Source organism: Larkinella terrae, assembly GCF_009668025.1.
Taxonomy (GTDB): Bacteria; Bacteroidota; Bacteroidia; order Cytophagales; family Spirosomataceae; genus Larkinella; species Larkinella terrae.
Genome location: NZ_WJXZ01000001.1, coordinates 173,609 through 200,002 on the forward strand (window position 1 = coordinate 173,609; position 26,394 = coordinate 200,002).

General features: G+C 42.3%; 20 protein-coding genes. 15 read left to right on the forward strand and 5 right to left on the reverse strand.

Features of this window, described 5'->3' with window-relative positions:
* Positions 1-367 precede the first annotated feature (367 nt).
* From GJJ30_RS00700 to GJJ30_RS00765, 14 genes are all read left to right on the forward strand, one after another.
* Positions 368-1,945: a type I restriction-modification system subunit M gene (locus GJJ30_RS00700; RefSeq protein ID WP_154172121.1), complete on the forward strand. Its 1,578-nt coding sequence runs from the start codon at positions 368-370 to the stop codon at positions 1,943-1,945.
* 2 nt (positions 1,946-1,947) lie between these two features.
* On the forward strand, positions 1,948-3,171 hold the full coding sequence (locus GJJ30_RS00705) for a restriction endonuclease subunit S (protein WP_154172123.1): 1,224 nt from the start codon (positions 1,948-1,950) through the stop codon (positions 3,169-3,171).
* 5 nt (positions 3,172-3,176) lie between these two features.
* Positions 3,177-6,062 (forward strand): type I restriction endonuclease subunit R, encoded by a 2,886-nt coding sequence (locus GJJ30_RS00710; protein ID WP_154172125.1) that lies wholly within the window; start codon positions 3,177-3,179, stop codon positions 6,060-6,062.
* A gap of 199 nt (positions 6,063-6,261) precedes the next feature.
* Positions 6,262-8,214 (forward strand): AAA family ATPase, encoded by a 1,953-nt coding sequence (locus tag GJJ30_RS00715; RefSeq protein ID WP_154172127.1) that lies wholly within the window; start codon positions 6,262-6,264, stop codon positions 8,212-8,214.
* Entirely contained in the window at positions 8,215-9,246 is a 1,032-nt protein-coding gene (locus tag GJJ30_RS00720) for a hypothetical protein (protein WP_154172129.1), read from the forward strand.
* Positions 9,247-9,397: 151 nt separating this feature from the next.
* Positions 9,398-10,054: a Shedu anti-phage system protein SduA domain-containing protein gene (locus tag GJJ30_RS00725; RefSeq protein ID WP_154172131.1), complete on the forward strand. Its 657-nt coding sequence runs from the start codon at positions 9,398-9,400 to the stop codon at positions 10,052-10,054.
* A 317-nt stretch (positions 10,055-10,371) separates the two neighbouring features.
* Complete coding sequence (locus GJJ30_RS00730) at positions 10,372-10,656, forward strand: hypothetical protein (protein WP_154172133.1); 285 nt, start codon at positions 10,372-10,374, stop codon at positions 10,654-10,656.
* A gap of 2 nt (positions 10,657-10,658) precedes the next feature.
* Entirely contained in the window at positions 10,659-10,949 is a 291-nt protein-coding gene (locus GJJ30_RS00735) for a hypothetical protein (protein ID WP_154172135.1), read from the forward strand.
* Positions 10,950-11,174: 225 nt separating this feature from the next.
* Entirely contained in the window at positions 11,175-11,693 is a 519-nt protein-coding gene (locus tag GJJ30_RS00740; protein ID WP_154172137.1) for a hypothetical protein, read from the forward strand.
* Between the two features lie 113 nt (positions 11,694-11,806).
* Positions 11,807-14,218, forward strand: coding sequence for a DUF8727 domain-containing protein (locus GJJ30_RS00745; protein WP_154172140.1), 2,412 nt, complete (start codon positions 11,807-11,809; stop codon positions 14,216-14,218).
* A gap of 2 nt (positions 14,219-14,220) precedes the next feature.
* Entirely contained in the window at positions 14,221-16,023 is a 1,803-nt protein-coding gene (locus GJJ30_RS00750) for a nuclease domain-containing protein (protein ID WP_154172142.1), read from the forward strand.
* 509 nt (positions 16,024-16,532) lie between these two features.
* Positions 16,533-17,462, forward strand: coding sequence for a Kelch repeat-containing protein (locus GJJ30_RS00755; protein ID WP_154172144.1), 930 nt, complete (start codon positions 16,533-16,535; stop codon positions 17,460-17,462).
* 146 nt (positions 17,463-17,608) lie between these two features.
* Positions 17,609-17,956 carry a hypothetical protein gene (locus GJJ30_RS00760; RefSeq protein ID WP_154172146.1) on the forward strand — a complete coding sequence of 116 codons (348 nt, stop codon included), beginning with the start codon at positions 17,609-17,611 and terminating at the stop codon, positions 17,954-17,956.
* A 147-nt stretch (positions 17,957-18,103) separates the two neighbouring features.
* Positions 18,104-18,316, forward strand: a complete 213-nt coding sequence (locus GJJ30_RS00765) for a hypothetical protein (RefSeq protein WP_154172148.1) — start codon at positions 18,104-18,106, stop codon at positions 18,314-18,316.
* A gap of 3 nt (positions 18,317-18,319) precedes the next feature.
* Here the strand turns inward: GJJ30_RS00765 and GJJ30_RS00770 are convergent, their stop codons facing one another.
* From GJJ30_RS00770 to GJJ30_RS00780, 3 genes are all read right to left on the reverse strand, one after another.
* The gene (locus tag GJJ30_RS00770; RefSeq protein WP_170299083.1) at positions 18,320-18,715 is read right to left on the reverse strand and encodes a VanZ family protein; all 396 of its coding nucleotides are present in this window, start codon (positions 18,713-18,715) and stop codon (positions 18,320-18,322) included.
* A 171-nt stretch (positions 18,716-18,886) separates the two neighbouring features.
* Positions 18,887-20,458 carry a SusD/RagB family nutrient-binding outer membrane lipoprotein gene (locus tag GJJ30_RS00775; protein ID WP_170299084.1) on the reverse strand — a complete coding sequence of 524 codons (1,572 nt, stop codon included), beginning with the start codon at positions 20,456-20,458 and terminating at the stop codon, positions 18,887-18,889.
* A 26-nt stretch (positions 20,459-20,484) separates the two neighbouring features.
* Positions 20,485-23,676, reverse strand: a complete 3,192-nt coding sequence (locus tag GJJ30_RS00780; protein WP_154172154.1) for a SusC/RagA family TonB-linked outer membrane protein — start codon at positions 23,674-23,676, stop codon at positions 20,485-20,487.
* Between the two features lie 327 nt (positions 23,677-24,003).
* On the opposite strand from GJJ30_RS00780, the gene GJJ30_RS00785 reads away from it, so the two are divergent.
* Entirely contained in the window at positions 24,004-25,089 is a 1,086-nt protein-coding gene (locus GJJ30_RS00785; protein ID WP_154172156.1) for a dihydrodipicolinate synthase family protein, read from the forward strand.
* 13 nt (positions 25,090-25,102) lie between these two features.
* On the opposite strand, the gene GJJ30_RS00790 is transcribed toward GJJ30_RS00785, so the two are convergent.
* Both GJJ30_RS00790 and GJJ30_RS00795 read right to left on the reverse strand, forming a co-directional pair.
* Complete coding sequence (locus GJJ30_RS00790) at positions 25,103-25,300, reverse strand: hypothetical protein (protein WP_154172158.1); 198 nt, start codon at positions 25,298-25,300, stop codon at positions 25,103-25,105.
* A 274-nt stretch (positions 25,301-25,574) separates the two neighbouring features.
* Positions 25,575-26,339 (reverse strand): slipin family protein, encoded by a 765-nt coding sequence (locus GJJ30_RS00795; protein ID WP_154172160.1) that lies wholly within the window; start codon positions 26,337-26,339, stop codon positions 25,575-25,577.
* Positions 26,340-26,394 lie beyond the last annotated feature (55 nt).

The window sequence follows — 26,394 nt, forward strand, 5'->3', positions numbered from 1 at the left end:
GATGAAAACGAGGTACTGAACCGGCTGGTACGTACTATGCAGAACGCTCCCGAAGGCCAGCGGCACGAATTTCAATTAAAAGCGGCCATTGCTGCAGGGGGCTATGTGGCAGCGGGCCGGATGGAGGAACAAACCGCTGTATATGCACTCGAAACTGTAGCGAGTGAGTGGGATATAACAAGTCACAAAAGACCATTCGGGATGGTATTCACTATGGTTTGGCCAAACCAATTTAAGACGCAAAAACTTCCTAGATTTGATAGTTAGATGCCAATCAAAACTAACTTACTTTTACATTTGAAATTCGTCTTCTTATTTTAGGAGAGAACCACTAGCCACAGCAATTACGCTTTATATAATTCTTCCAATGTCAGCCGAACAAAAAAGACAGTTAGAACAACAACTCTGGAACATTGCCAACTCCCTACGGGGCAAGATGGATGCCGACGATTTTCGGGATTACATTTTAGGCTTCATCTTTTACAAATACCTATCCGAAAAAATGGAGTTATACGCCAATCAGTTATTGGCAGAGGATGGGACTACCTACGTTAAACTAAACGAACAGAGCGAAGAGGGCCGGGCGTTTTTGGAAGCCATCAAAGAAGAATCCATTCAGAAATTAGGCTTCTTTCTAAAACCCTTCGAACTGTTTAAAGAAATTGTTAGACGGGGACAAACCAAAAGCGAGGAAGAAGGCGAGTCTAATTTTATTTTGGGCGATCTGGCCAACATTCTCAACCACATTGAGCAAAGCACAATGGGGACTGACAGCGAAGAGGATTTTAACCGGCTGTTTGAGGATATCGACCTTACCAGTAGTAAGCTAGGCCGTACTGAATCGGCAAAAAACGCGCTGATCGTTAAGGTTCTGGAACACCTGAACGTTATCGATTTTCAGCTAGAAAACATTGAAGCCGACGTGTTGGGCGATGCCTACGAATATCTGATTGGCCAGTTTGCCAGCGGAGCCGGAAAAAAGGCGGGGGAGTTTTATACCCCGCAACAGGTATCCAAGATATTGGCCAAACTGGTAACGACTGGTAAAACAAAACTGAAATCGGTGTATGATCCTACGTGCGGTTCTGGTTCGTTGCTGTTACGGGTTGCCAAAGAAGTAAAGGAGGTATCGAATTTCTATGGGCAGGAATTGAACCGTACGACGTATAACCTGGCCCGGATGAACATGATTTTGCACGACGTGCATTACCGCAAGTTCGATATTCGGCAGGATGATACGCTAGAACACCCGCAACATCTGGACAAGCGGTTTGAAGCCATTGTAGCAAACCCGCCTTTTTCGGCGCAATGGAGCGCGAACCCCTTGCACATATCCGACGACCGTTTTAGCCAGTACGGTAGGCTTGCCCCCGGTTCAAAAGCCGACTTTGCTTTTGTGCAACATATGGTACACCATTTGGCCGAAAATGGCACAATGGCCGTTGTTATCGCACACGGCGTACTGTTTCGGGGCGGGGCTGAGGGGCATATACGTGAACACTTGATAGCCGATAAAAACTACTTAGATGCGGTTATTGGCTTACCGGCTAACATCTTCTATGGTACGAGCATTCCAACAGCCATACTGGTCTTTAAGAAATGCCGGGAGAACCCCAACGACATTCTGTTTATTGATGCCAGTACCCATTACGAAAAGGGTAAGAACCAAAATACTTTACGCGATAGCGATATAGGTAAAATTGTTCAAACCTACCGAGAACGATTGGTAGAAGAAAAGTACAGCTACCGCGCTACATTGGAGGAGGTGAAGGCGAGCGAATATAACCTCAACATTCCACGCTATGTTGATACATTTGCCGAAGAAGAGGATATTGATCTACAACAAATAGCTGAGCAGTTGAAGGCATTAAACACTAATATAGCTTCTAGCGATGCCACCATAGCAGCTTTTTGTCAACAACTTAACATTGCTACACCATTTTAATCATGATTGCTGTTCAAAGTAAAGTACCTACGTTGCGTTTTCCTGAGTTCGAAGGGGAATGGAACCAACATAAACTTGAAGATTTTTTAGATGAATATATTGAAAAAGTCCCCGCTAAAACGGAGATGCCTGTATTAACGTCTTCAAGAACAGGCTTGAGATTACAGCGTGACTATTTTAATAATAGAGAGTTAGACAATGAGGGTGAATATAAAGTTGTACCGAAAGGCTATATGACTTATAGGCATATGAGCGATGATGCTACTTTTAAATTTAATATAAATAATTTAGTTGACAGAGGAGCCATTAGTAAGGAATATCCTGTGTTTACTACTAAGAATTTGGATTCTTTCTTTTTGCAGCAATTGCTAAATCAAGGAAATGATTTTAAAGAATTTGCCATACTGCAAAAGCAAGGTGGGACAAGGACGAGACTTTATTTTAAAAAATTAAAATCCTTTATTACATATCTCCCCTCCCTTCCAGAACAACAAAAAATTGTCGCATTTCTTACGGCCATTGATGCCAAAACAGAGCTGATAGCCAAAAAGAAAACCTTGCTGGAGCAGTACAAGAAAGGTGTCATGCAACAGATATTTAGCCAGGAAATTCGCTTTAAAGACGATAATGGTAACGATTTTCCAGATTGGGAGGAAAAGAGGTTAGGAGAATTGTTTACTATTACTTCAAGTAAACGCGTTTTTGAGAGCGAATGGACAAAGAATGGTGTTCCATTTTATAGAACCCGCGAAATTGTGCAACTTTCAGAAACAGGAATTGTTAAAAACGAATTGTTTATCTCAGTAGAAATGTTTAATCAATATAAATTAAAATATGGAGTTCCAAAAAAAGATGATTTATTAGTGACTGGAGTTGGCACGATTGGAAGAGTATATGTTGTTAAAGAGGCTGACCATTTCTATTTTAAAGATGGTAATATAATTTGGTTAAAAACATTAAATAAAGTGAATAGTATTTTTGTTGAGCAACTGTTCAAAACTAAAATAATTCAAAAGCAGATAGAAAATAACGCATCAATCACTACTGTTGGAACTTACACAATTGATTTTGCAAAAAAAACTAAGCTTCCATATCCCTCTCTCCCTGAGCAATTAAAAATTTCTAACTTTCTTACTGCCATCGATGCAAAAATAAATGCCGTTGATCAGCATTTAAGATATATTAAGATATATAGGAAAGCTCTATTTCAGCAACTTTTTGTCTAAACTAAATGGCCACACAATCCGAACAAGCTTTAGAAGAAAATCTACTGAGTCAGTTAGTCAGCCTGAACTACAAGCGAGTTGCTATACCGGATGAAAAGGCATTATTGGCCAACCTGAAGACCCAGCTAGAATCCCACAACAAAACCGCCCTTGCCGATACGCCCTTTACTGATGCTGAATTTGCCGTTGTGCTCAACCACCTCAACAAAGGCAACGTATTTGAGCGAGCCGGTATCTTACGGGATAAATTACAGCTTACCCGCACTGATGGGAGTAGCGTCTATATTGAGTTCATCAATCAGGAATTTTGGTGCCAGAATCAGTATCAGGTTACTAATCAAGTCACCAATGAAGGCAGCTACAAAAACCGCTACGATGTAACGATATTGATTAACGGCTTGCCCTTAGTGCAGATTGAGCTAAAACGGCGGGGGCTAGAACTAAAAGAGGCTTTTAACCAGACCAACCGCTACCAGCGGCATTCCTATTCGGCGGGATTCGGTCTGTTTCAGTTCGTGCAACTCTTCGTGATCAGCAACGGCGTCAATACCAAATACTACGCCAACAACCGCAAACAGTCGTTCAAGCAAACGTTTTACTGGTCGGATGTCGATAACAAACCCATCAAACAGTTAGAAGCTTTTACGCAAGCCTTTCTGGAGCCGTGCCACCTCTCCAAAATGATAACCCGTTACATCGTATTGCCGCAAACCAAAATCCTGATGGTATTGCGACCGTATCAGTACTACGCAGCTGAAGCCATTATGGAGCGGGTCAAGGCGGGCAACAAAAACGGGTATATATGGCATACCACCGGGAGCGGCAAAACCCTCACCTCCTTCAAAGCCAGCCAGCTACTCACGGCCCTGCCACAAGTACATAAAGTTGTCTTTGTGGTGGACAGGAAAGACCTGGATTACCAGACCCAACGCGAGTTTGACAACTTTGCACAAGGCAGTGTCGATACCACCAACAACACCAGCAAGCTGGTCAGCCAGTTTACCGATGATAGCAAAATCATTGTCACCACCATTCAGAAGCTCAACACCGCGATCAGTAAAACCCGGCATTTGAGCAAAATGGATGCCCTCAAAGACAAACGGATTGTTTTTATATTCGATGAGTGCCACCGCTCCCAATTTGGTGAAACCCATAACCGGATTAAAGCCTATTTCAGCAATAGCCAGCTTTTTGGTTTTACCGGCACCCCCATTTTTAAGGACAACGCCGTAAAGAATGAATTAGGCAAACGCACCACCAAAGAACTATTCGGGGAGTGTTTGCATAAGTACGTTATTACAGATGCTATTCGTGATGAGAACGTTCTACGGTTTTCGGTCGAATATATTGGCCGTTACAAACACAAAGACGATAGCCGTACAGATTTAGACATTGACGTAGAAGCCATTGACACCAAAGAGTTGATGGAGTCAGAAGACCGGCTAAACAAGATTGTTGATTACCTGATTACCAACCATAGCCGTAAAACCCACAGCAAGGACTTTTCGGCCATGCTGTGCGTGAGTAGCGTGGATATGCTGATGCGTTACTACGATACGTTCAAACGCAAAAAGCAGGAGGGCAAACATGACTTACGGATTGCTACGATATTCTCCTACACCGCCAACGAAGACGACAAAGACGCCAACGGCTACATTCCCGACGACGACGTAGAAATACCGGACGGGGCCGTTATCAACCAGCACAGCCGGGATAAGCTAGACGAATACATTGCCGATTACAACGCGCTGTATGGCACCAAATACAGCACCCGCGACAGTGAATCCTTTTACAACTATTACAAGGACATTGCCAAGCGGATGAAGGAGCGCGAGAAAGAAGGGTTTCTTGATAAAGACCGAGTTGATATTTTACTAGTGGTCAATATGTTCTTAACCGGCTTTGATGCTAAAAAGCTCAATACGCTTTACGTCGATAAGAACTTAAAGTATCACGGCCTGTTGCAAGCGTTTTCCCGTACCAACCGGATTTTTAATGAGCAGAAGTCACAAGGCAATATTGTTTGTTTCCGCAACCTAAAAGCGGCAACGGATGAAGCCATTACCCTGTTCTCCAACAAAGAAGCCATCGAAGAAATCATTATGCAGCCCTATGAGGACTATGTAACGAAGTTCGATGCCGCCTATCAGAAATTAATCGACATTGCGCCCACCCTGGAAAGCATTGATGAGCTACCAAGTGAAGAAGAGGAACTGGAATTTGTGAAAGCGTTCCGGGACTTGATCCGGCTAAAAAACATTCTCTCCTGCTTCAGTGACTTCAGTTTTGAGGGCCTGTCAATGGATGAACAGGATTTTGAAGACTACAAAAGCAAGTACCTGGACTTACACCAGAAAGTAAAATCCAGCACCCACAAAGAGAAAGAATCCATCCTCAACGACGTTGATTTTGAACTGGAGCTTATCCAGCGGGATGAAATTAATGTAGCATATATTCTGCGGTTGCTTGCCACGTTGGTAAATGCCAAACCCGCCGATCGGGAAAAACGAAAGCAGGAAATTCAGCGCGTATTGGCCAGTGAGGTACAACTACGGAGTAAACGCGAATTGATTGAAAAATTCATTGCTGAAAACATCCCTCATATCAAGAATGCCGATGACATACCGCAAACGTTTGACGAATACATCGAAGTAGAAAAAGGCAAGGCACTGGATAAACTTTCTGAAGAAGAAAAACTAAGCAAAGAAGGCTTGCAAAAGTTGATCAGTAATTACCTATTTACGGAGCGCATTCCGCTAAATGATGAGGTGGTAGGCATACTAACCGAAAAGCCCAAGCTACTAGCCCGTAAATCCATTGTGGAGCGGGTAAAAGATAAGATCCTGGATTTCATAGAAACGTTCTTTGACAATGTTCCAGTAGTTGAGTAGTTTGAAAATTGATATATTGGAAACACAGCGTTTGTTCGTATTTTGTATTGCAATTTAGTAGATTTTTAAGATAATAAATTGATTAATAGGTGACTATTATAGGTTTTTAAATAAGATCATTAGAAGCATATCTAGTGTGAGTTTGCCGAAAACCCTTTGATAACAGTCCAATGTTTAAATAAACAGACAATAAAACCGAATGGAATTACTCTACTTATGGATTGAAAATGATGGTATGACAATTAAAAACCAATCATTCAATTTCTCCAATCATATCACATTCGAATTTGATAATACAAGTGAATATGTTGGAAATTTAACACTGACGGAGAACTCCAACTTCATTTCAAATTTTTTTGGTAACAACCTAGCTCTTATTCGAGGAGAAAAAGCAACCCAATTTGATGGAAAAATAGTAAATGTTACTGGCATTATTGGAGAAAATGGAGTTGGTAAAACGAACCTACTTAGTTTCATAATTGATTTATTTACCGATAGATTACCAACAGGCGAAAAATTCATTATTGCGTTTAAGGATGAAAGAAATAAGTCAATAAAAATATTTCATACAATTAAAAATTTTATACTTACTGCGAAAGGCTCTATTTCAGATTACAAGATTGAAAATCCTATTGAACAAACGATTTCTTTTAGGGTGTCAAATTATATAAAAGACCCAAATATATTTTTACATAATTTCGGTTTAATTTTCTATAGCCCTGTATTTGATTTAAGAAACTATCCACCAAACATTTCTAACGAATACAAGGAATATATTGATGTATCTACAAACGCCTTAATAGAAAACGATGTCATTAGAAGCGGAGATACCTATCCAGATGAAGTAAGGGAAATTCAACTTCATAAGTCATCTAATATAAGAAGACAGTTTGATATGGTGATTAATTCGGGACTTGCAGATATAGAAGGCATAAATCTTCCCAATGAAGTAAGCATTCAATTTCATCGTAGCTACTTTGACCCAAACGCAGGGAAAAGAAATCTCACATTCAATAATGAAGCCATATTCGAACATCTTGATAAACTTACAACAGAAGCATGGAAAATTGTAAACTCAGCATTATATTCAATTGAAAGAGAATATGAAGGTAGTAGAAAAATTAAATCTGACTTCTCTAAATACTCAAAAATACCTGAATATCGTAAAGCACTTTCGGAGAAATTAAAAGTTGAGTTTAGTTATTCTTTGATTCACAATTATTTTTACAATTTAAGTGAGCATTACAATGAAGAAATTGGAATTAAGTTAGAAGATATTCAAGGGAATAATCTCTTTGAAAGAGCAGGGTACTTTTTTGAAAATCAAAAATGGAAAGGAAGAGAACCATATCAAAAGGTAGAAGCTGGTTTACTATATTCATCTATTTTTAATTTGATTGAAGCAGTAAATTTTGACAAAAACTGGATTGAGGATAATGCCCATTCATTTGTTACAGGTATTACAGGAGGAGTTGTAGCAATAAATAATTATGAAAATTACATTTCATCAATTCCATCAGATCACAAAAAAAATTTCATTTCAATAAGTTGGAGAAATATTAGTTCGGGAGAAAATGCACTTATGGATTTGTATTCAAGATTATACTTTGCAAAGAATTACAAACTGAAAGAGCAAATTAAAAAGCGGTCCCTAAACATTCAAACAAAAAACCAAGAAGTGGATCCAATTACTTTCCTATATATATTAATTGACGAAGGAGAAGTAGGATTTCATCCACAATGGCAAAGCCAGTACTTATATAATTTAACAAATTTTATTCGTCATTTATTCTCAGAGTATGAAGTTCAAGTAATACTGACTTCTCATTCTCCTTTTATCGTTTCAGATTTACCAAAAGAAAATTTAATTTTCCTTAAAAAGGAAAATGGAAATTGCAAAGTGGTTTCATTTAATGAAGAACAAACTTTCGCGGCCAATATTCATACCTTGTTGTCAAATCAATTTTTTATGCAGGACGGGGTCGTAGGAAAATTCGCCAAAACGAAACTTCATGAGGAATTAAAACCGCTTCTTGACAAAAATCAAAAGAATGTAGATGAAGACCGATTGAGAAAGATAATTGCCTTAATTGGAGAACCTGTTTTGCAGTCAAAGCTTACGGAAATCCTTAACTCAAAACTGAAAAAATAAATGTTCAAAATAGAGAAAGGAAAAAGCAAAATTCTGCTAGCAATTGCCAATGAACTTTATTCAAAACTAAATCCCGTTAAAAAGAAAACCGGTTCATTGCAAAAAAATTCACTGAAGAAGAGATTGCTAAAGAAAATCCGTAGTGAAAAAGATATCCAAAAGAAAATTTTCTATAGACTGCTTTCAGAACACAGATTCAAATTACTTCGAGAGATAATTACTGGTGACCCAACGCAATTGCAATTAATTCATAACAGAATTGAGGCAATGGTTGCTGCTAACACAATTCCGCCATTCTCACAGTCAGTGCGTGGAGTTTTATCTTCCACAGAGTTTGGGAATGAAATTTTAAAGCTTTTTGACTACAAATCATGCAGAGGTAGCATAAAATTTATTTGGCTTGTCGATGAGTTGGATGTTGTTGTTTGTCCATACTGTAACGATTGCCATACCCACAAAGTGAAAACAACTGATGATGAAAAAATTCTGTATGAGTTTGATCACTTCATTCCTAAAGTAATTGCTCCTTATTTGTCTCTTTCTTTTTTCAATCTTATCCCGGCCTGTCATGTTTGCAATTCAAACCTCAAGGGAACTACTATTTTTAACCTTAATGAGTACGCTCATCCATACAATGACGATTTACATTCTTGGGTTAATTTTTCTATCGACAGACCAGTAGATATAAATGACGAGAATTCATTTGATATTGAAATAAAAACTAAAACAACAGTGCCTGATGAAATCTTGAAATCAGGAAATAATATTAATCTCTTTGCAATCCAACAACGCTATAATAACTTTAAAGATGACATAATAAGATTAGAAAGAAAGAGGCATCAATACACAGAAGACGTAAAAAATGATTTACTGAACGAGGGGATATTTGGATTTGTTTTTAAAGATAGAAGTGAACTAAATGCCTATATCGCAGACGAATTAGATATTCCTGTGAGTGAATTTAAAGCGATGAGAAAAGAAAAGGGAAAGTTTAAAATGGACATTGCTAAAGAGTTTAAAATAATTGATTGATATTTATTTCCAGAGAATTATGGGTGTATAATAACATTAGATTTGTGAAATGGTAACCAAAAATTCAGCTACTATTAATCATTCTGGTGGGTTGCAGCGTAAATCTACTAATATATATGCTATATAGTGAAACCAAACTAAAACAATGTAGATGGAAGATAATAAACTCCCAGTTTGGGACATCCCTAAAGTTGAGGCAGACTTACAAGCCGCTTTTGACAATAATTCCGAAACTAACTTATTGAAAGTTTTAAAAGACAATTCTTTTTTATTTTTTCACTTGTATTCTAGAAAAGGTGGTATACAACCTATTTTCAGAGAAATCTCGTTTGGTGGAAAATTTAGGTGTGACTATGCTTGGCTAAATGATAATTCTGACGGACCTGAATGGGTATTAATGGAGCTTGAGAAACCCAAAATGAGAATTTTTAATGTTAATGGTAAGCCGGCATCAGAATTAAACGGAGCAATTGAACAAGTTAAAACTTGGCAAAGATATTTTCACGAAAATCAATCAGAGAAAAAGCGAATTTTTGGAGCAGTTGCTAAATTTCGGTTCATACTTGTTGCGGGTGACAAAAAAGAATGGGATAATGAAGACGCTATGAAGTGGAGAACCTATCACAATTTGACCAGTAATATTGAATTGAGAACGACAGATGTTTTTAGTAGAGCACTGGACGACTATAAGAAACAGCCAAATGAATTTTGGAGTTTTGAAGAAAATCCTGTGACTTTAGGATTTGCCGGACTTGAAGAATATTGGAAATCATATGGCTACATGGACTTAATGCGAAAACTCTATTAAACAGTCATAGAATAAAATAATGACTCTGTATATTTTTTGTTATCGAATAATCCTCAAATCTTTTGTTTCTTATTTGGCTTCGATTTCGGTATAAAATAATATCTTGTTATAGAACCAATAGTATGCTTTTGTATTTTAACCAGCAGGACAACTAGGCGGAAAAAGACCAAAAGTATTGCTAACGATCTAAATAGATATCCATTGCTCCGTTTTAAAAATAAAATAACATTATAGTGTTAATTTTTAAGAAACTGATCCTCTTTTCAACTTCTTTTTTAGCCTTATTTTCTCTAAATTAGAGAAGAAATAGAGTAGCTATGAAGTTTGAAAAAGGACGCGAAAAAACGGGGGGACGTAAGCCGGGGAGCACCAACCGAACAGCCAGCGATATAAAGAGCAAGATTGCTACTTTGATCGATGAACAGTTTGATACGATTCAAGCTGACCTAGAGACATTGGAGCCGAAAGACCGAGTAACAGCTTATTTGAAATTTATGGAATACGTTCTACCCAAACAGCGAGAACAGAAAATTGACCTCTCTACGCTGACCGATGAGCAGATTGACGACCTGTTAGAGAAGGCAATGGCTAAACTGGATTAAGCATGAGAGTTTCACAGGTTAGCCGTTCTCAAAAAATGAAGATCCTGCATGAATTGATCAATGGCAAGCCAGGTCCATTACATACGCTTTATGACAACCGGGAGCGTGACCCGTCCAAAATGACGGATGAAGAATTGAAGGCCGAACACGAACGAGTCCGGCAAAGGGTATTTAGGCAAACGGGAAAAATGCCCCCTCCCTTACCTGATTTTAAAGCAATGAGTGATGAGGAATTAAGAGCACATGCAGATAAATACCGCCATGCCATTTCTGACCAGAGCCGAAAAAATTAAGCTGGTATCGAGTGCATTGCAGGGGACAATGACGCCAAAACAGGTAAGTGACTTTCGAAAAAGCCAGGAGCCTATCTTTCTGACATTGAATTTAGGCGATGAGAAAACGGCAATACCCTATGATCCGAACCAAGCAACATTTCATATCTCCCTCTACAGTGATGGGACCAGCAAAAGCTACGACCGTTACCCGGATGGACGAATAGAATACCGAAAATAGTAACGATGAAACGGGCTGAAAAACTGAAGGTGCTAGAAAGGTTCTTGCAAGGGAAAAACGGAGTTTTGCAGGAAATGTACCGTGAGCAGCGGAAAAAAGCGATGCCCTTTCTTGAGGTATTTGGATTTGTTAAAATACCTCATTGTTCCCCTTTGCTTTTAAACCTATCGGTTATGCCTTCCGAAAGCATCATAAACCGTAAAAAAGATGACTATATTCCGCTGAAAGGCTGCCTACGTCGATTTGATGAGATTGACGCTAAAAAGCAGCCTTGCTATTCATACAGTGCCATAGGCAGTATTGATATTGAGGATGAGCGGTATGAAGCCGTACCCTTAAATGCTATTCAAATCCGTAATCGTGACTATTCAAACCGCTATCTGAAGGGCGGTACGGTAGCTGATTTACGCCGATACTTTTATCAAAGTGCCTCCTCCTTTGATTTATACCCTTTATTTCTTCTTTCTTTCGAATCGGACCTTCCCCGGTATGATTGGCCCCTCCGACACAAAGAATTGTATTAAATAAATTGAAAGTTTATAATGCTAATTAATTGGAAAGTCAGCCAACAATCTCTAAATAGGTCAAAATTTCCCCTATTTTATTATTTTATTATTCATTAACACAAATCTTCTGTATGAGAACAATCGTAAAAAAGGAACGAGTTAATCCAAATAACCCAACTATCGGTTACGTAACACCTGTCTTTGTAGAAGATAATAATAGATGGATTCCCATAATTGACCTAAAAAAGCAGTTTCCTAATAACGAGTGCATTTTTGTGCACCGAGGTTATGATACTATTAATACAAAATTTGGCTCTAATGAGTTATTTGTATTATCCTGCGAAACAAATACTAACCATAGGCCTGATAATGAAGGTAGCTCTCAATGGTCAACTACTGGTGACAAGGCACAAGCGCCAATTAATAATGAGTTTTGCCGTATACTTAATTCGAGTCGCTCTTTTGATGCAAATCGAGAATATTGGATTTGGCAAAATGATTCGCCACTAAATGATATATTCTTAAAAACAAATGAATACTTATATGGGCCATTTAACTTTTCTTCAAAAAAAGATGAGGATGAGGATGGAGTTAATCTCTTATTAAAAGCAGAAGCAGATCATGGGTATTGTATTTTCAAGGTTAAGGTTTCGGATGCTGAAAAAAAACTACACATATATCAAGAAGGGAATTATCAATACTTAATAAGTGTTGATGCATTATTAAATGATGAGCAAGTATTTAAAGAAGGTATTTACTATGGATCTGCAACGGATTTGCTTGATTGGGCTAAAAAAATTATTGATGAATCTATAATAAGCGATGTTAATAAATTAAAGAAGGCTGTTGATGCAATTACGAGTCAACCTAGTCTAGAAGAAGTAAAGCTAAAGAAACTAAAATCTCTTCTGAGTAATTCCCATGAATGGTTTGCTAAAAGGTTGCCAACTTTTATTTCTCAGTATCTTGAAGAAAACCCTATTGGTATAAAGAAAGTTCAAGATTATCTTAAAATTAATGAACAATTACAGCCAGATTCAAAGAACGAACTTAAGCAGTTACGTGAAGCTTTAGAACAGGCCGAGCAGCAAAAGAATGAAAATTTAAAAGATACAAGGATTGAAGCTTTACCCGAGTTAGAACGAAAATTTATAGATCAATTATTGGATGATGTAAATTTGCGACAACAATACATGCAAATCCAATTACTGGATAAACATGTACATAACTTAGAGGTTGATCGAGAAGTTAAGAAAAGGCTCATCGATGAGACAGACAAAGATTTAAAAGAGAAACAGCATTTGAAAGATGGTTTAGAAAAGAGCCTGAAAAAATTAAAAGAAAACTTTAGTAATACTGAGGAGGTGAGATCTAAATTTTTTGATATTAAACCTTACGTAGACTGGATAAATGGAATAATTCCTGTTACCTCTGATGAAGACCAAAAGGCAAAAGTTAATAAATTATTAGATTCTCTAAAATTAAAACAAGATGTGTTGCCTTTAAAAGAATATTTAAATGAGGTTACACAAAATTTGCATAAGTTAGATAGGCAGGTAGAATACAATGAACTTGCTAATTACCTTATTTCAATTAATCAAAATTTTTTAACTGTTTTTGCAGGCTTACCTGGCGTCGGGAAGACATCCTTAATTACGAAATTAGCTATAGCTACTGGTTTACAGAACAGATTTTTACCAGTTTCTACAGCGCGTGGTTGGACTTCTCAACGTGATTTAATAGGTTACTATAATGCTATATCAAACCAGTTCCAACCTGCGCGTACCGGTTTATTTGATGTATTACAGATATGCGATATTGGGGTTCGCAATGGAATAGACATTCCTTATTGGATACTTCTTGATGAAGCTAATTTAAGTCCTATGGAACATTATTGGTCTGACTTTATGAGATTTAGCGATCCTGAATCTGAGCGAATTCTCCGAATTCCTAAAGGAAACGACCAAGATGAACTATATATTGGTCAGGGCCTTCGATTTATTGCAACGGTTAACTATGATCATACAACAGAAGCATTCTCACCACGCTTGCTAGACCGCATATCAGTAATTCGCTTAACAGCTTCTCAAGATCTAATAAAAATAGCAAAGCCTATTGTTCTTCCCTTGCCCGAAGACTATTTTTCTACTATCCAATTAGAGCAAATTCTTAATCCTACTAATACCAACTTTGAAATGGCAGGTGGTACACTAAATCTATTCAATGAGATTAGACTACTGTTAGAGAATGAAGAAGAAGATACACCTATCATTATTAATCCTCGTAAACAGCGTGATATAAGCAAGTTTTGTACTATTGCTCAGCACATATTTGAAGACAATGGTAATCAGTTTAATGCACTTGATTACGCCTTCAATCAGCAAGTTTTACCATTAGTAGCTGGAAGAGGTGAAAAGTTTGGAAAAAGATTAACTGATCTTTATGATTTGATTAATACATATTTACCAATGTCTTCAATAAGCTTAAGGCGTATTATAAAAAATGGAGAAAATAATTATTATAACTATCGCTTTTTCGTTTGATTATGAACGTACTTGTATTACAAAAGACTGAGCGATATAAACCGGAGAGTTCATTTTCACTTTTGAATGAAAAGCCATTTGTTAGTGAAAATGACTTTATAGCTTTTCTTGTTCAGAGTGAGGAAAAATTACCTCCTGAATCCTTATTGTGGCTTTCTGAAATTTCTTACGAATTAAATCAAGTCGCGGTATTAACTACTGGAATTTTCATTTATGAATGCCTTAAAAATGTAGAGTTAGAAGATGAAGATGAAGGGCGCTGTCTTTCAGACATTGAGTTAGAACCCAACAATAGACAACGATTACAATTTGCTAAGATATTTATTAATCAGTTTGGAACCTGCGAAGTCTCTCTCGATATAAGTAGTGCAAGTATAAAGCCATTTAAGATTGGAGAATTGGAGGTAATTCCAAGTAAAATTAGGCCAAATGATCTTAATAATATTTTTGATTATTTATTCGAAAGAAATGTCACATATTGGCAAGCATTCTCATCTGTAAAATCTAAAAATACTAATGATCGTATTGAAAGACACCATCTTTTTTGGCTGCTAAAAAGAATTCAAAACGAGCTAACAATATTGATACGGCAACTTCCATTATTCAAATTAGCTCCGCGTTCAAGGTTGGTACCACGTCAAGAAGTAGTCCCTTGGTCTGATAATGTTGAAACTAATGAATCTTCATTGCAGTGGCTCATGGAAAACATGTCAGTACTTGAACAAACAAACAACGCAACTAAAGCTGATTTACGTATTCGTAATCGTTTATATAGGCTTACTGAAGTCCAAACTGAATATTTGCAAGAAAACACAGATGTGTATGAAAATCAAATTATACATGGCTACTTAAATAGTATACAAAGTTTTTTTGTCAACCAACGATTATTGCTCCGCCACCGAGTACAGCAGTTAACTCTTGAGGTAAATCAAATAGGAACATTACATACTAGACAGTTATTAAGATACTATCGAAAAATACTTGTTGATTGTACTTTAGTTATTCGACAAAGCGAAACAGCATTGAATTTCTTTCAACAATATATTCCTGTTTCATTGCCAAGGATAGAATTTCCTACTAAAATAGAAGGGTTTCAGAGCCAAGAGCATTACCATAGTATTCTTAATCCTATTCAAGAGTGGTTTAGTCGGGATATTGACCTGAATTTTGGAGATAATGAATTATTTTTTGGTACAAGGTCTATGGATAAGTTATATGAACTATATTGTTTGTTTCATGTAATTGCAGCATTAGAAAAATTAGGTTTTAAGCTAAAAAAAATACCATATTTTTTCCAGGGGAAAGCAAGCTTCGAAGAATCAGAACATACAGGCAAGTATTTATTTGAATTGCATCTAGGTATTGAAGTTACTTTATATTACGAAAGTCTGCCTTCTACTTATCAGACAGCTATATGGACACGGGGTAATAGACCATTAAAGCCAGATTTTATTATTGAATACAAACTAGTAGAAAGTCAAGTATCTAACTTAATGATTTTTGATGCAAAGTATCAAAGTGTCGAATCTATACGGCGCTTTACCTATAAAACAATGATTCCCAAATATCTGCACGGAATTTGCCATCGCAGCGGTGGTGATGCAAATATTAAAGGACTTTTTTTATTACACCCCGAAGATTTCGGAAAATATCCAGTTGAATCTTGGCACCTTTTTCCTTTTCGCTGGTTTGATAGCAAACCAATTTTACCAGCTATTGGTCGTGTTGAAATTCCTACTGCTAAAGGGAGTATAAATCAACTTGGTGAAGTTATTTCTCGAATTTTGGCTATTACTTTAAAGTAATAGCCAAAATTAATTTGACTGTCCAAGATTTAGGCTAAGGTCACAAGGTCATACCAATTATTTTTTAATTTATAAAATCTCCCCTGTTGTCTTGAACTTTCGAATTGAATTTACTTGTATAATATTTTTCAATTTAGGACGATCATTACAAGTTTTGGCTACTATTTGTACCTTAAGCGATTTAATATATAATTAACTATTTGATTATTAACAAACTATGCGATACAATTACTTTCTGTATTGGAAAGTAACCTCAACAATCCATATTAATAGGGCTCAATATCCACCTCTGCGTTCCGGCGGAACCGGCCTACCTACTGCCGAATTTTCTTGAGACAAGTAAAGTTTTCATTCATCCTCCAACCTCGAATGGGTGATAAAAACCGCCCGAAATTACCGATCCCTCATGTTTTGGCGTGCGGGTGATAAAACCCGTATTTTTACGCTAAAACCCTCTTTCTCTTCTGGTTATTTTCGACCATCTAATACACTCTTACTACTTTGACCTTATGAAACCATTCCTTTTCTGCCTTTTCCTCATTCTGGTAGGAAGTTGTAAAAGTAACAAAGATGGATCCGCAACGCCTGAAAAAACCGCTAATGACGTCGTCCTGACGGCGAAACAACTCAGTATGCCCCTCAGCTCCTTTGATGCCGGTGCGTATCCCATCCAATCCGTGCTGGTGGGTAATTCGATCTACTTCGGAAATTATTCCAATACGGCCAAGCCTCAATTTTTTGTCCGCTATGACCTGGCGAACAATACGTTTTCTTCGGCCCTGGCGAAGTCGAGTAATGTCTGCGGGTGTGGCTACTCCAGCAAGCTGGTTTCGGATGGAACCAATATCTTTTTCATTGCCAACGATGCCACTAAATACACCGCTTCGTCGAACACCTGGCAAAATATTACGTATCCAACCACGGCGAAGGATAATGCCGGAGAAGCGGGCGTCACGTACTTCAATGGCAATATTTATTTTCTGGGAGGCCGTACGCCCAGCACGCTCTTCAAGTATTACAGCATAAGCCAGGATAAGTGGTTTACGGTTCCGAATTATCTCTTTGCAACTACCAGCAGTGAATTAGCGGTTTACAAAGACAAAATTTACGCCCTGGGCGGTCAGGGAGCAAAGCAGAAAGGAGCTTACTTTTCAACCACAACCAACACCTGGACGGCGCTGAAAGATCTTCCCTTTGAGGTAACCAGCAGTTATCAGAATGTCTACTCGGCGGTTTTGAATGATTACCTGTTTCTGCTGCAAAACCAGTCGATCTACGTCTATGATCTGGTAAAGGACACCTGGGCAACGGCCCCGATCCAGCTGGAAAATGTTCCCAGCTACGGCAACCTGTTCTCGAATGGTCAGAAGCTCTACATAACCGGAAAAAACAATTCCAATATCCCGGCCATCACGGAATTGACGATGTCAATGAAATAACGGATTCTGCCGAATCAGACGTTGAGCCCGGTGAATAGGTTACTTTGAAGCCCGCTAACTGACCGAAAACTAACCATTTGGTTACAAACGAACCGAATGGCGCAGTTTGTGCGGGCTTATTTTTACACCGTTTCAGTCTATCCAACATGTCCCGTCAGCCCAAAGCGAACCGCTATTACTATGTCCAGACGGAGGTCGTTCTGCTTACCGATTCGCACCTGCGGACTGGTGCAGTCCGGCCAGCTCCAATCCGACTCACCAAACAATGGCTGACCTCGCTGGGATTCCATCCCGATACATCGGGCCATGCCTGGCATTACAACGATGTGAAGCTGGTGCAGGGGACTAACTTCTGGCTTTGTGTGGAGACCCGGAAGTACATGCAGTTTATCCACGAATTACAGGACCTGCTGGAAGATCACTATAACCTGACACTGTTACAGAAGAGCCAACGAAGTACAACTGCTCCCCTGGCTGTCAGGAATTGGATTTAACAACTCTTTGCTTGATCGCCTGGTAAAAAATGAATCTAAGCTGAATAGCGGCAAAAGTAAACATTCCGTTTTTTCTGCTGTTAATATTATTTCCGACGAAGTAGTTGGACTATGATTCATTTGAAACCAGCCGAGTTGTAAAGCCCCATGAAAAGTCAATTGATTGCAATCACTTTGGTGATTGGAGTTCTGGTTTGTTGTGCAGCCTGTTGTTTTGCCATTACCGATTGGGTAACCGACTACAAAACCGGGGTTTATCAGCGGGAGTACTTCGAAGCTTTCTACGAAACGTCGGCTATTGTTGCCTACGCCATCCTTGGATTTCGCTTCATGAACAAAAAAATAAGCGGCCTTAGATAAAAATCAGTTAAACCGCTTTATAACAAGCCAGGCCAGGCTGGCTGAAATCAAACCAATCACGGTTCCTGCGCTGCCCCACAAAATATCCTGCCATTTAAAATACCGGTGCGGCAGCATCAACTGACCTACTTCGGCAATGACGGCAACAATGGTCAGGCCAATAAATGCGAAAAACCACCATAAACGTGGCGATTTTGTTTGTAAAAGCCAAAGGCCGGTCAGGCCTCCCAAAAACACGAACGGAACGGCCGTTCGTAAATCGCCGTTGGACTGTTTGTCGGTCCAGCGCCCCAGCCAATCGGGAATAAACCAAACCTGTTCCATCATCGGACTCGGCCTCCAACTCAGGTAAAATACCAGGGCAACGCCTAAGGCAATTAATAAATAGATGATCCGCATCAGTTTTTGTGACTTTCCACGAAGATAGAGCGGAAGACAGGTTTTGCAATGCATTGGCAGTTTTTAAGCAAAAAACCGCCCGTACAACACACGAAAGACCGGATGGTACAGAAAAAGCAAGGCCAACTCCATCAGGAATCAGCCTTGCTTAGGGGTAAATTATTTCTCAGCTTACTGCTTATCCCACCACACCCGGGTTTTATAATTATCAGCGCCCTGACGGCCTACTGCGTTGTTGTAATTGTCCGCATTTAAAACCGGTTCATCGTCCGGGTAGCGCAAACGGTGGGGATAGGTTCCACCGGTTTCGTTGTCGGGGTAGTTGACCGGAACCAGTTTCGGATAGCCCGACCGGCGGACGTTGGCGTACGACTCGTAGCCGTTCAGGAAAGTCGCCACCCAATACTCGGAATTGATCTGTTCAAAGGCTTTTTCCTTGTCGGCAACGCCCACAAACGGAAATGCGGTCAAATACGCGTTGATGTCCGCATCCGGTATCGTGGCCGATGCGTCGTACTGCTGGAGCATCTTCATAGCACCGGTTACGCCGTTCCGGTAGTACTGGGCGGCATCGCCGGTCACCCAGCCCCGAACAGCGGCTTCGGCCAGCATCAATTGCACTTCGGCATACGTCAGCAGCATTCTCGGCCCGTCCAGCTTGGCAAACACATCCCGGTTCACCCCGGAATACTGGTGCTCCTGGCCCGGTGCGTTCGGATCGTAGCTGGGATCTTTCGGCAACGTAATCCGGTCCAGACCGTTTGGCATGCCCTTCTGAACGGCCGGATTCGTGTTTTTGGTCGCTACATTCGTCGGGTCCGTGTAAACCGCCACCGTGTATTTCAGCCGCGGATCGTTATGACTTTTCATGTAATCAAAAAAGGTCTTGGCGATTTTACCCGGGCTTCTTCCCGAAACGCTCAACACCCAGCTCTGGCCGTTGGTCAGCACTTCCTGCGTCCCGTTTTTGTCGGTTCCCTTGATAAACAGGTTATCATCAATGGCGGTAAAGACCCCACCGGCAAACGCTTTTTTAACCCAGGACTCGGCAGCCGCCGGATCTACCTTGGACATCCGCATGCCCAGACGCAGCATCATCGAATAACCAAACCGCTTCCACTTGGCGATGTTTCCGCCGTAGGCGATGTCGGCCGACGTAAAAAGGGGTTTGCTGGCATCAAGCTTGGCGGTGGCATCTTCCAGCTCGCTCAGCATGTTCGCATAAATATCCTTCTGCGCATCGTATTTGGGCTTGTAAATCTGTTTATAATACCCCTGGTTGGCTTCAAAATACGGCAGGTCGCCGTACATGTCCGTCAGCCGGTGGTAAATCACGGTTTTCCAGATCCGGGCCATGTGGTACAGATTGTAGTACTGCGGTTTTTCTTTCGACAATGTGATCACGTCCTCGATCAATTTGGAAGAACCGGCGATGGCATTGAACGTGCCTTTCCACATGGCTTCATTATTGCCCTTGTGGTAAACATATTTGTCACCCTGAAAATCAAAAATCCCCACGTTGCTCAGCGTCGCCATGTGCTGAACGAACGGCTCGGCATAATTCAGGCTGGTGGTTTCATCGCCCTTGGCCGTGTTGTACTGCCCGGTCGTAAACAGATAAGCCGGGTTGAATCGGTCGGCCGTAACCGCATTGGGGTCTTTATTCAGTTCTTCAAAACCGTTGTCACAGGCAGAAAGGGACAACAGGCTGCCAGCGAAGAATATCAAAAATCTTTTTTTCATCGGAAGTATTGTTAGCCGTTGCACCATTAGAATTTCAAATTCACGTTGAAACCGTAGCTCCGGGTGGGGGGTAGCGGGGTCATTTCGATTCCCTGATCGTTACCCGCCGACAGGTTGGTTTCGGGGTCCAGACCGGGCGTGTGCTTCATCAGAATGCTCAGGTTCCGACCCACCAGCGAGACACTGGCGCCCTTGACAAACCCGATTTTTTCGTACATGGCTTTCGGCAGACTGTAGGTGAGCGAAACGTACCGCAGTTTGATGAAACTGGCGTCGTAAATGTAGTCGTCGAGCGCATCCCGTCGCCGAACCACAATTGCCCGGTTATTGACGCGGTCGGCACTGACCAGCACTTTATTCTCTTCTCCGCTTTCGGTTACACCGGGCAAAATGGCGCCATTCGCCCGGCCCAGCAGCGAGCCCAGCGACATGCCGCGGTGGTCGAGGCTGTAATTGGTTTCCGAATAAATTTTACCCCCAAATTTTCCGTCCACCTGAAACGACAGCCGGAGGCCTTTGTAGGTAAAATTGTTGATCAAACCGGTCGTGTATTTGTTGATCCCGGAACCGAACGAAACCACGTTGGTAGGTACAATCGGCAAACCGGTTGCGTCGATCACATCCCGGCCTTGGGCATCCCGTTTGATTGTCCGCCCGACGATCTGCGAATATTCTTCGCCTTCGATGTGCTTGATAAAGGCTTTCGTCGACGTCGCCAGAATCAGTTCCTTCGACGTATTCGATATTTTCAGCACCTTGCTTTTGTTATACGCCAGGTTGAACGACACGTCCCAGCTGAAATTGGAGGTCGTTACCGGTTTGACGGTCGTCAGAAGTTCGATCCCCCGGTTGCGGATTTCGCCCACGTTCACGGATACCCCGGAATAACCGGTTGCGGAAGAGATACTCTCCACGGCAATGTCGTTCGTCGTCAGTTTGTTGTAGGCGGCAATATCGAAAGCCAGCTTGTTGTTGAACAGCCGCAGGTCCAGACCCGCTTCAAACTCGTTGACGCTCAGCGGCCGCAGGTTGCTGTTGGGTACGGTAAACTGGTTGATCGTACCGAGCGAACGGCCGTCGTAATTATACGGCAGCAAGCCATACGTCAGGTTAAGCAGATACGGATCGGTATCGCCCCCAACGGCGGCATACGCCAGCCGCAGTTTCCCGAAGCTAATAGCCTGAGGCATATCAAAGGCCTGCGAGAACACGAAGCTCACCCCGGCCGACGGATAAAAGAAGTTGTTCGACTTCGGATTCAGCGTTGAAAACCAGTCGTTTCGGCCGGTGAGGTTCAGATACAGGTAGTTCCGGTAGCTCAACTCCGCCGTGGCAAACACCGAATTGATCTTCTTATCGTAGGTCTGCGTGGTGGTATTTTTGGTTGCCGTGTTGTTGATCACAAACAGTTGCGGAACGACAATCCCCGAGCCGACAATCGTCGTGGTGTAGCGGTGCTGCGACATCAGGTTTCCACCTAAATTCACCGACAGGTCAAAGTCCTTGTTCAGGCTCCGGTTCAAACCGATCATTCCTTCAAAATTCCGTTCCCAGAAATTCTGCTGGGACTGATCAATCTGACCGCCCGGCCGGTAACCGGTTCCATCGGGAACGATCTTGTTGGACATAAAACCGTAATAATCCTGCCCGACTTTGCCCTGCACAAAAAGCCAGTCGAAGATATTGTACCGCAGGTTCAGGGTCGAAATAAACCGGTCTTTGTCCGTGCGGTTTTTGATCCGGTTCAGCGTGTAATACGGGTTCGTCGCGTTCAGGTCGGTGCCCAGCACTTTTTCCTTGAAGTTTTCGTCGTAACCCGGCGACAACGCGCTGGTCGGCATGTTGCTGTTGACGTACAGGATCGTTCCGGCACTGTTCCCGGAATTCCCCGTAAAGACGTACCGGTTATCGACGCGCTCGTTGATGTAATCGACATTGGCCGACAGGGTCAGATTTTTGGTAATATTCTGGTTGAGTCCCAGGCTGATGTTGTCCCGGCGCATGGTCGCATTCGGAATGATGCCCCGGTTCCGCATGTCCGTGATCCCCAGCCGGAAACTGCCTTTATCGCCACCGCCCGAAAAGGAAATGCTGTTGGTGCTGGTATGCCCCGTGGCGTAAAAATCATCCAGTACCTGATCTTTGACGTACGAATAGGGTCGCTTAACTCCGTCCAGTTGAATGGTTTCGGAGCCGTCGTACTTGGCTCCCCAGTGGTTCTGTCCGTGGTTGGCGGCATCCTGCTGGCTGGCCGGTTTTACCCCGCCGTAGCCCTGGCCGTACTCTTTTTGTAACTGCCAGAGGAAAAAGGGAACTTCAAAGGTGTTGTTGGAATTGAATTCAACACCCAGCCCTTTGTTGCCCTTTCCCGATTTGGTGGTGATGACGATGGCACCGTTTTTGGCCCGGGAACCGTACAAAGCGGCTGCCGTGGCACCTTTCAGCACGGTAACGTCCTCGACATCGTCGGGGTTGATGCTGGAAATGTTATCGCCAAAATCCGGGTTGTCGTTTTTCGGGCCACCGAACTGCGTATTGTCCATCGGCAGGCCGTTAATGATGTACAGCGGCTGGTTGTTTCCCGAAATAGACGTATTTCCGCGGATGGTAACCCGGCTGGAACCGGCCGGTCCCGTTGCCGCCGGACTGATGTTGACCCCTGCTACTTTGCCGTTCAACGAGTTGGCAAAGTTGGTTTCGCGGGTTTTCGTAAAATTTTCACCATCCACTTTGGTAACCGAATAACCGAGTGACTTCGTCTCCTTGCGAATCCCCAAAGCCGTTACGACCACTTCGTCCAGGGCCTTACTTTCAGCCAGAAGCTTGATTTCCAGCGTAGATCGGTTGGCCACCTCCACTTCCTGCGCCGTGTAACCGACAAACGAAAAAACCAGCACTGAACGCGGAGAAGGTACATTGATCGAAAAGTTACCTCCTGCATCGGTCGTGGTGCCCTGCTGCGAACCTTTGACCACAATACTAACGCCGGGAAGACCCTCGCCTTTTTCGTCGGTTACGCGTCCTTTAACCATTTCGACCGGTTTTAGCAAAGACCGGGTCAGTTCCGGCTTCTCCCCTTTTTTGTCCAGCGCTCCGGGGCTGGATAACGGATTGGAATGAGCCGTAGCCGACGCAAGGGCCAGGGCGGTTAGCAGGGTCCATCGCTTGCTGAAAAATGCGCGATGCGTCCCAGTGTCTGGTACTAGTTTTCGTTTCATTCAAAAGTTGGGTTGGAATAATCAATAATAATTTCAGGTTCACTCCAGCGACTCGATGTGTCCATCCTGTTACTTACATATACGCCCATATGCCCATTGTGTACTACGATTCTTTCTATTAAAAAAAAATAAACTGCAAAACGGCCGACTGACTTCTGAGTAAGTAATTCTCATTTGCCCGAATCGGCCTGTTTCAGCCAGGGAGCGGTTTTGCTTCGGATGGAGTGGAATACCGGTAAAAAAATGTAGACGCCTGAGAGGGCCGATTGCCTCCTTTTGAAGTACTTATCTTAACTATTCCTTGCTTCCTGATCCTTTATTCATCCCATGAAATCCTTCCCTTCCCTTTCCCGACGCGAATTCCTGGAAAAAATGACTCCGGCAACCCTGGCAGTGCTGGCCGGTGTCCAGACGGTTTTGCCCGTACCGGCCACGGCCAATCCGGCGACCGGCGAAACCAACCCGTTGTTCAAGACGGAAGTAAAAAAGTTTGTTCCGGTAATGATCACCGCGTACAATTCCCAGTCGGGGATTGATTTTGACGCGGTTTCCCGGCTGATCGACTTTTACCTGGCGGCCGGAGCCAAAGGTTTTTTTGCCAATTGCCTGAGCAGTGAAATGTACTTTCTGAGCGATCAGGAGCGCATCGATCTGACGCGCCACGTCGTCAACTACGTCAACGGGCGGGTGCCCGTCGTCTCGACAGGTTCGTTCGGAGATACGCTACAGGCCAAAGCCGATTTTGCTACCAAAATCCACGATACCGGCGTTGACGGGGTCATCCTGATTTCGAGCCATTTTGCGGAGAAACAGGAAAGTGACGAGGTTTTGCTGGCGAATTTTGAGAAATTCCTCGCCATGACCGGCAATTTTAAAGTGGGGACTTACGAATGCCCGACGCCCTACAAGCGACTGATTTCGCCCGAAGTGTTCCGGGCGCTCGTTTCCAACAAGCGTTTCATTTACCACAAGGATACGTCGGAGGACATTAAAAATATCGAAACCAAACTCCAGATCGCGCGCGGCACGCAACTCGAGTTTTACAACGCCCATACGGCTTCGGCCGCCGAATCGCTCCAGAAAGGCGCCCGGGGTATGTCACCGATTTCCGGAAATTTCTATCCCGAAATTCACGCCTGGCTGTGCAAATACGCCAGCGATCGGTCCAAAGCGGCCGATGTCAGTTGGATTCAGGCCGAAATCGCCCGCACCGAACCCATCATTTCCGTTTCCTACCCGCTCAGTTCCAAGTATTTCCTAAAAAAAAGAGGGGTACCTTTGGAGCTGATCAGCCGAACGAAAGCTAAAACCATTTCGGCAGAGCAGATGAAAATTCTGGATAACACCTATACGGTTTTTCTGGGCTGGTGCGATCGGCTTGGGATCAAGCCCGCCAGCCTGGCGATGAAATAACCGGTAGCGCGATTTATAGAGCGTGCTGCCCGGAAAAGATAAACCGCTTCTGAACCGGATCGTAGATGTAATCGCCATCCGGTTCCGTTAGACCACGATCTTTCAGGTATTCAAAGACCGCGAAATGATTTTCAAAAGTAATCGGAGGCTGGTTGTCGGCCTGAAGTTCAAAAACCGATTGATCACCGTTGTATGTAACCGCGTATTTCATAGGGCGGAGGGTCTAGAGCTTGAAGTAAGATAACTTCATTCGGTCGGCGACTGTTTAAGCCAATTCCATGAAGGCAGTTGACTTATTTCCAGGTTCCGTAGGAACGGTATCTTTATCTGCTGACAACCAGTAAGATGTCGTTCCTACGGAACTCTGTGCGTCTTAACGTCCGAACCTGTCTACAAAGATGCCGTCCCGATGGGACGTTTTTACGGATTTGCCTGATCAATCGGAATTCAGGCGTTTGGTGTTTTTGCCTGATCGATCCGGGAACTCAGGCGTTTTGCGGTTTTGCCAGCCGTTCGGTAATGCTTTTCGCAGCCGTCGTAAAATCGGACGGAATCATGACAATGGTGGTTGTATTGTTGTCGATGCCAATTTCGGACAGCATCTGCATGCGCCTTAATTCGAGCGCAGTCGGGCTTTTTTCCATTTCCATAGCTCCCTGCGTCAGTTTGATCGATGCTTCCAGTTCGGCTTCGGCTTTGACAATCCGGGCCCGTTTTTCCCGAATGGCTTCGGCCTCGCGGGCCATGGCTCGTTGCATGGCCGACGGAATCTCGACGTCTTTCATCTCGACCATCTCAATTTTAATGCCCCAGGGCTCGGTCGTCGAATCGACAATGCTCTGAAGGGTTTTGTTGATCTGTTCGCGTTCCCGCAACACTTCGTCCAGGGAATGCTGCCCGATAATATTGCGGAGGGCCGATACCGAAAATTGATAGACAGCTTTGTTGTAGTCGGCCACTTCAATGATGGCGTCCCGGGGCGTAATGATCCGGAACCACAAAACCGCATTCACTTTGATCGTTACGCTATCTTTTGTGATGGTTTCCTGTTGCTCCAGGTCAACGGTTTTCGTTCGGATATCGACACGCTGCTGCCGGTCAATAAACGGAATGAGCCAATAAAGTCCGGGGCCCTGAATGGATTGAAAACGCCCCAATCTGAACACAATTGCCCGTTGGTATTCCTGGGCAATCCGAAAACCGGTCAACAGCAGCACCAGAATAACGGCACTAATTTGTAAGAAGACCATCTGATTTCAAAGAAAAAGATACGGCACTGGCTTACCCACACAGCAAGTCGTTTTT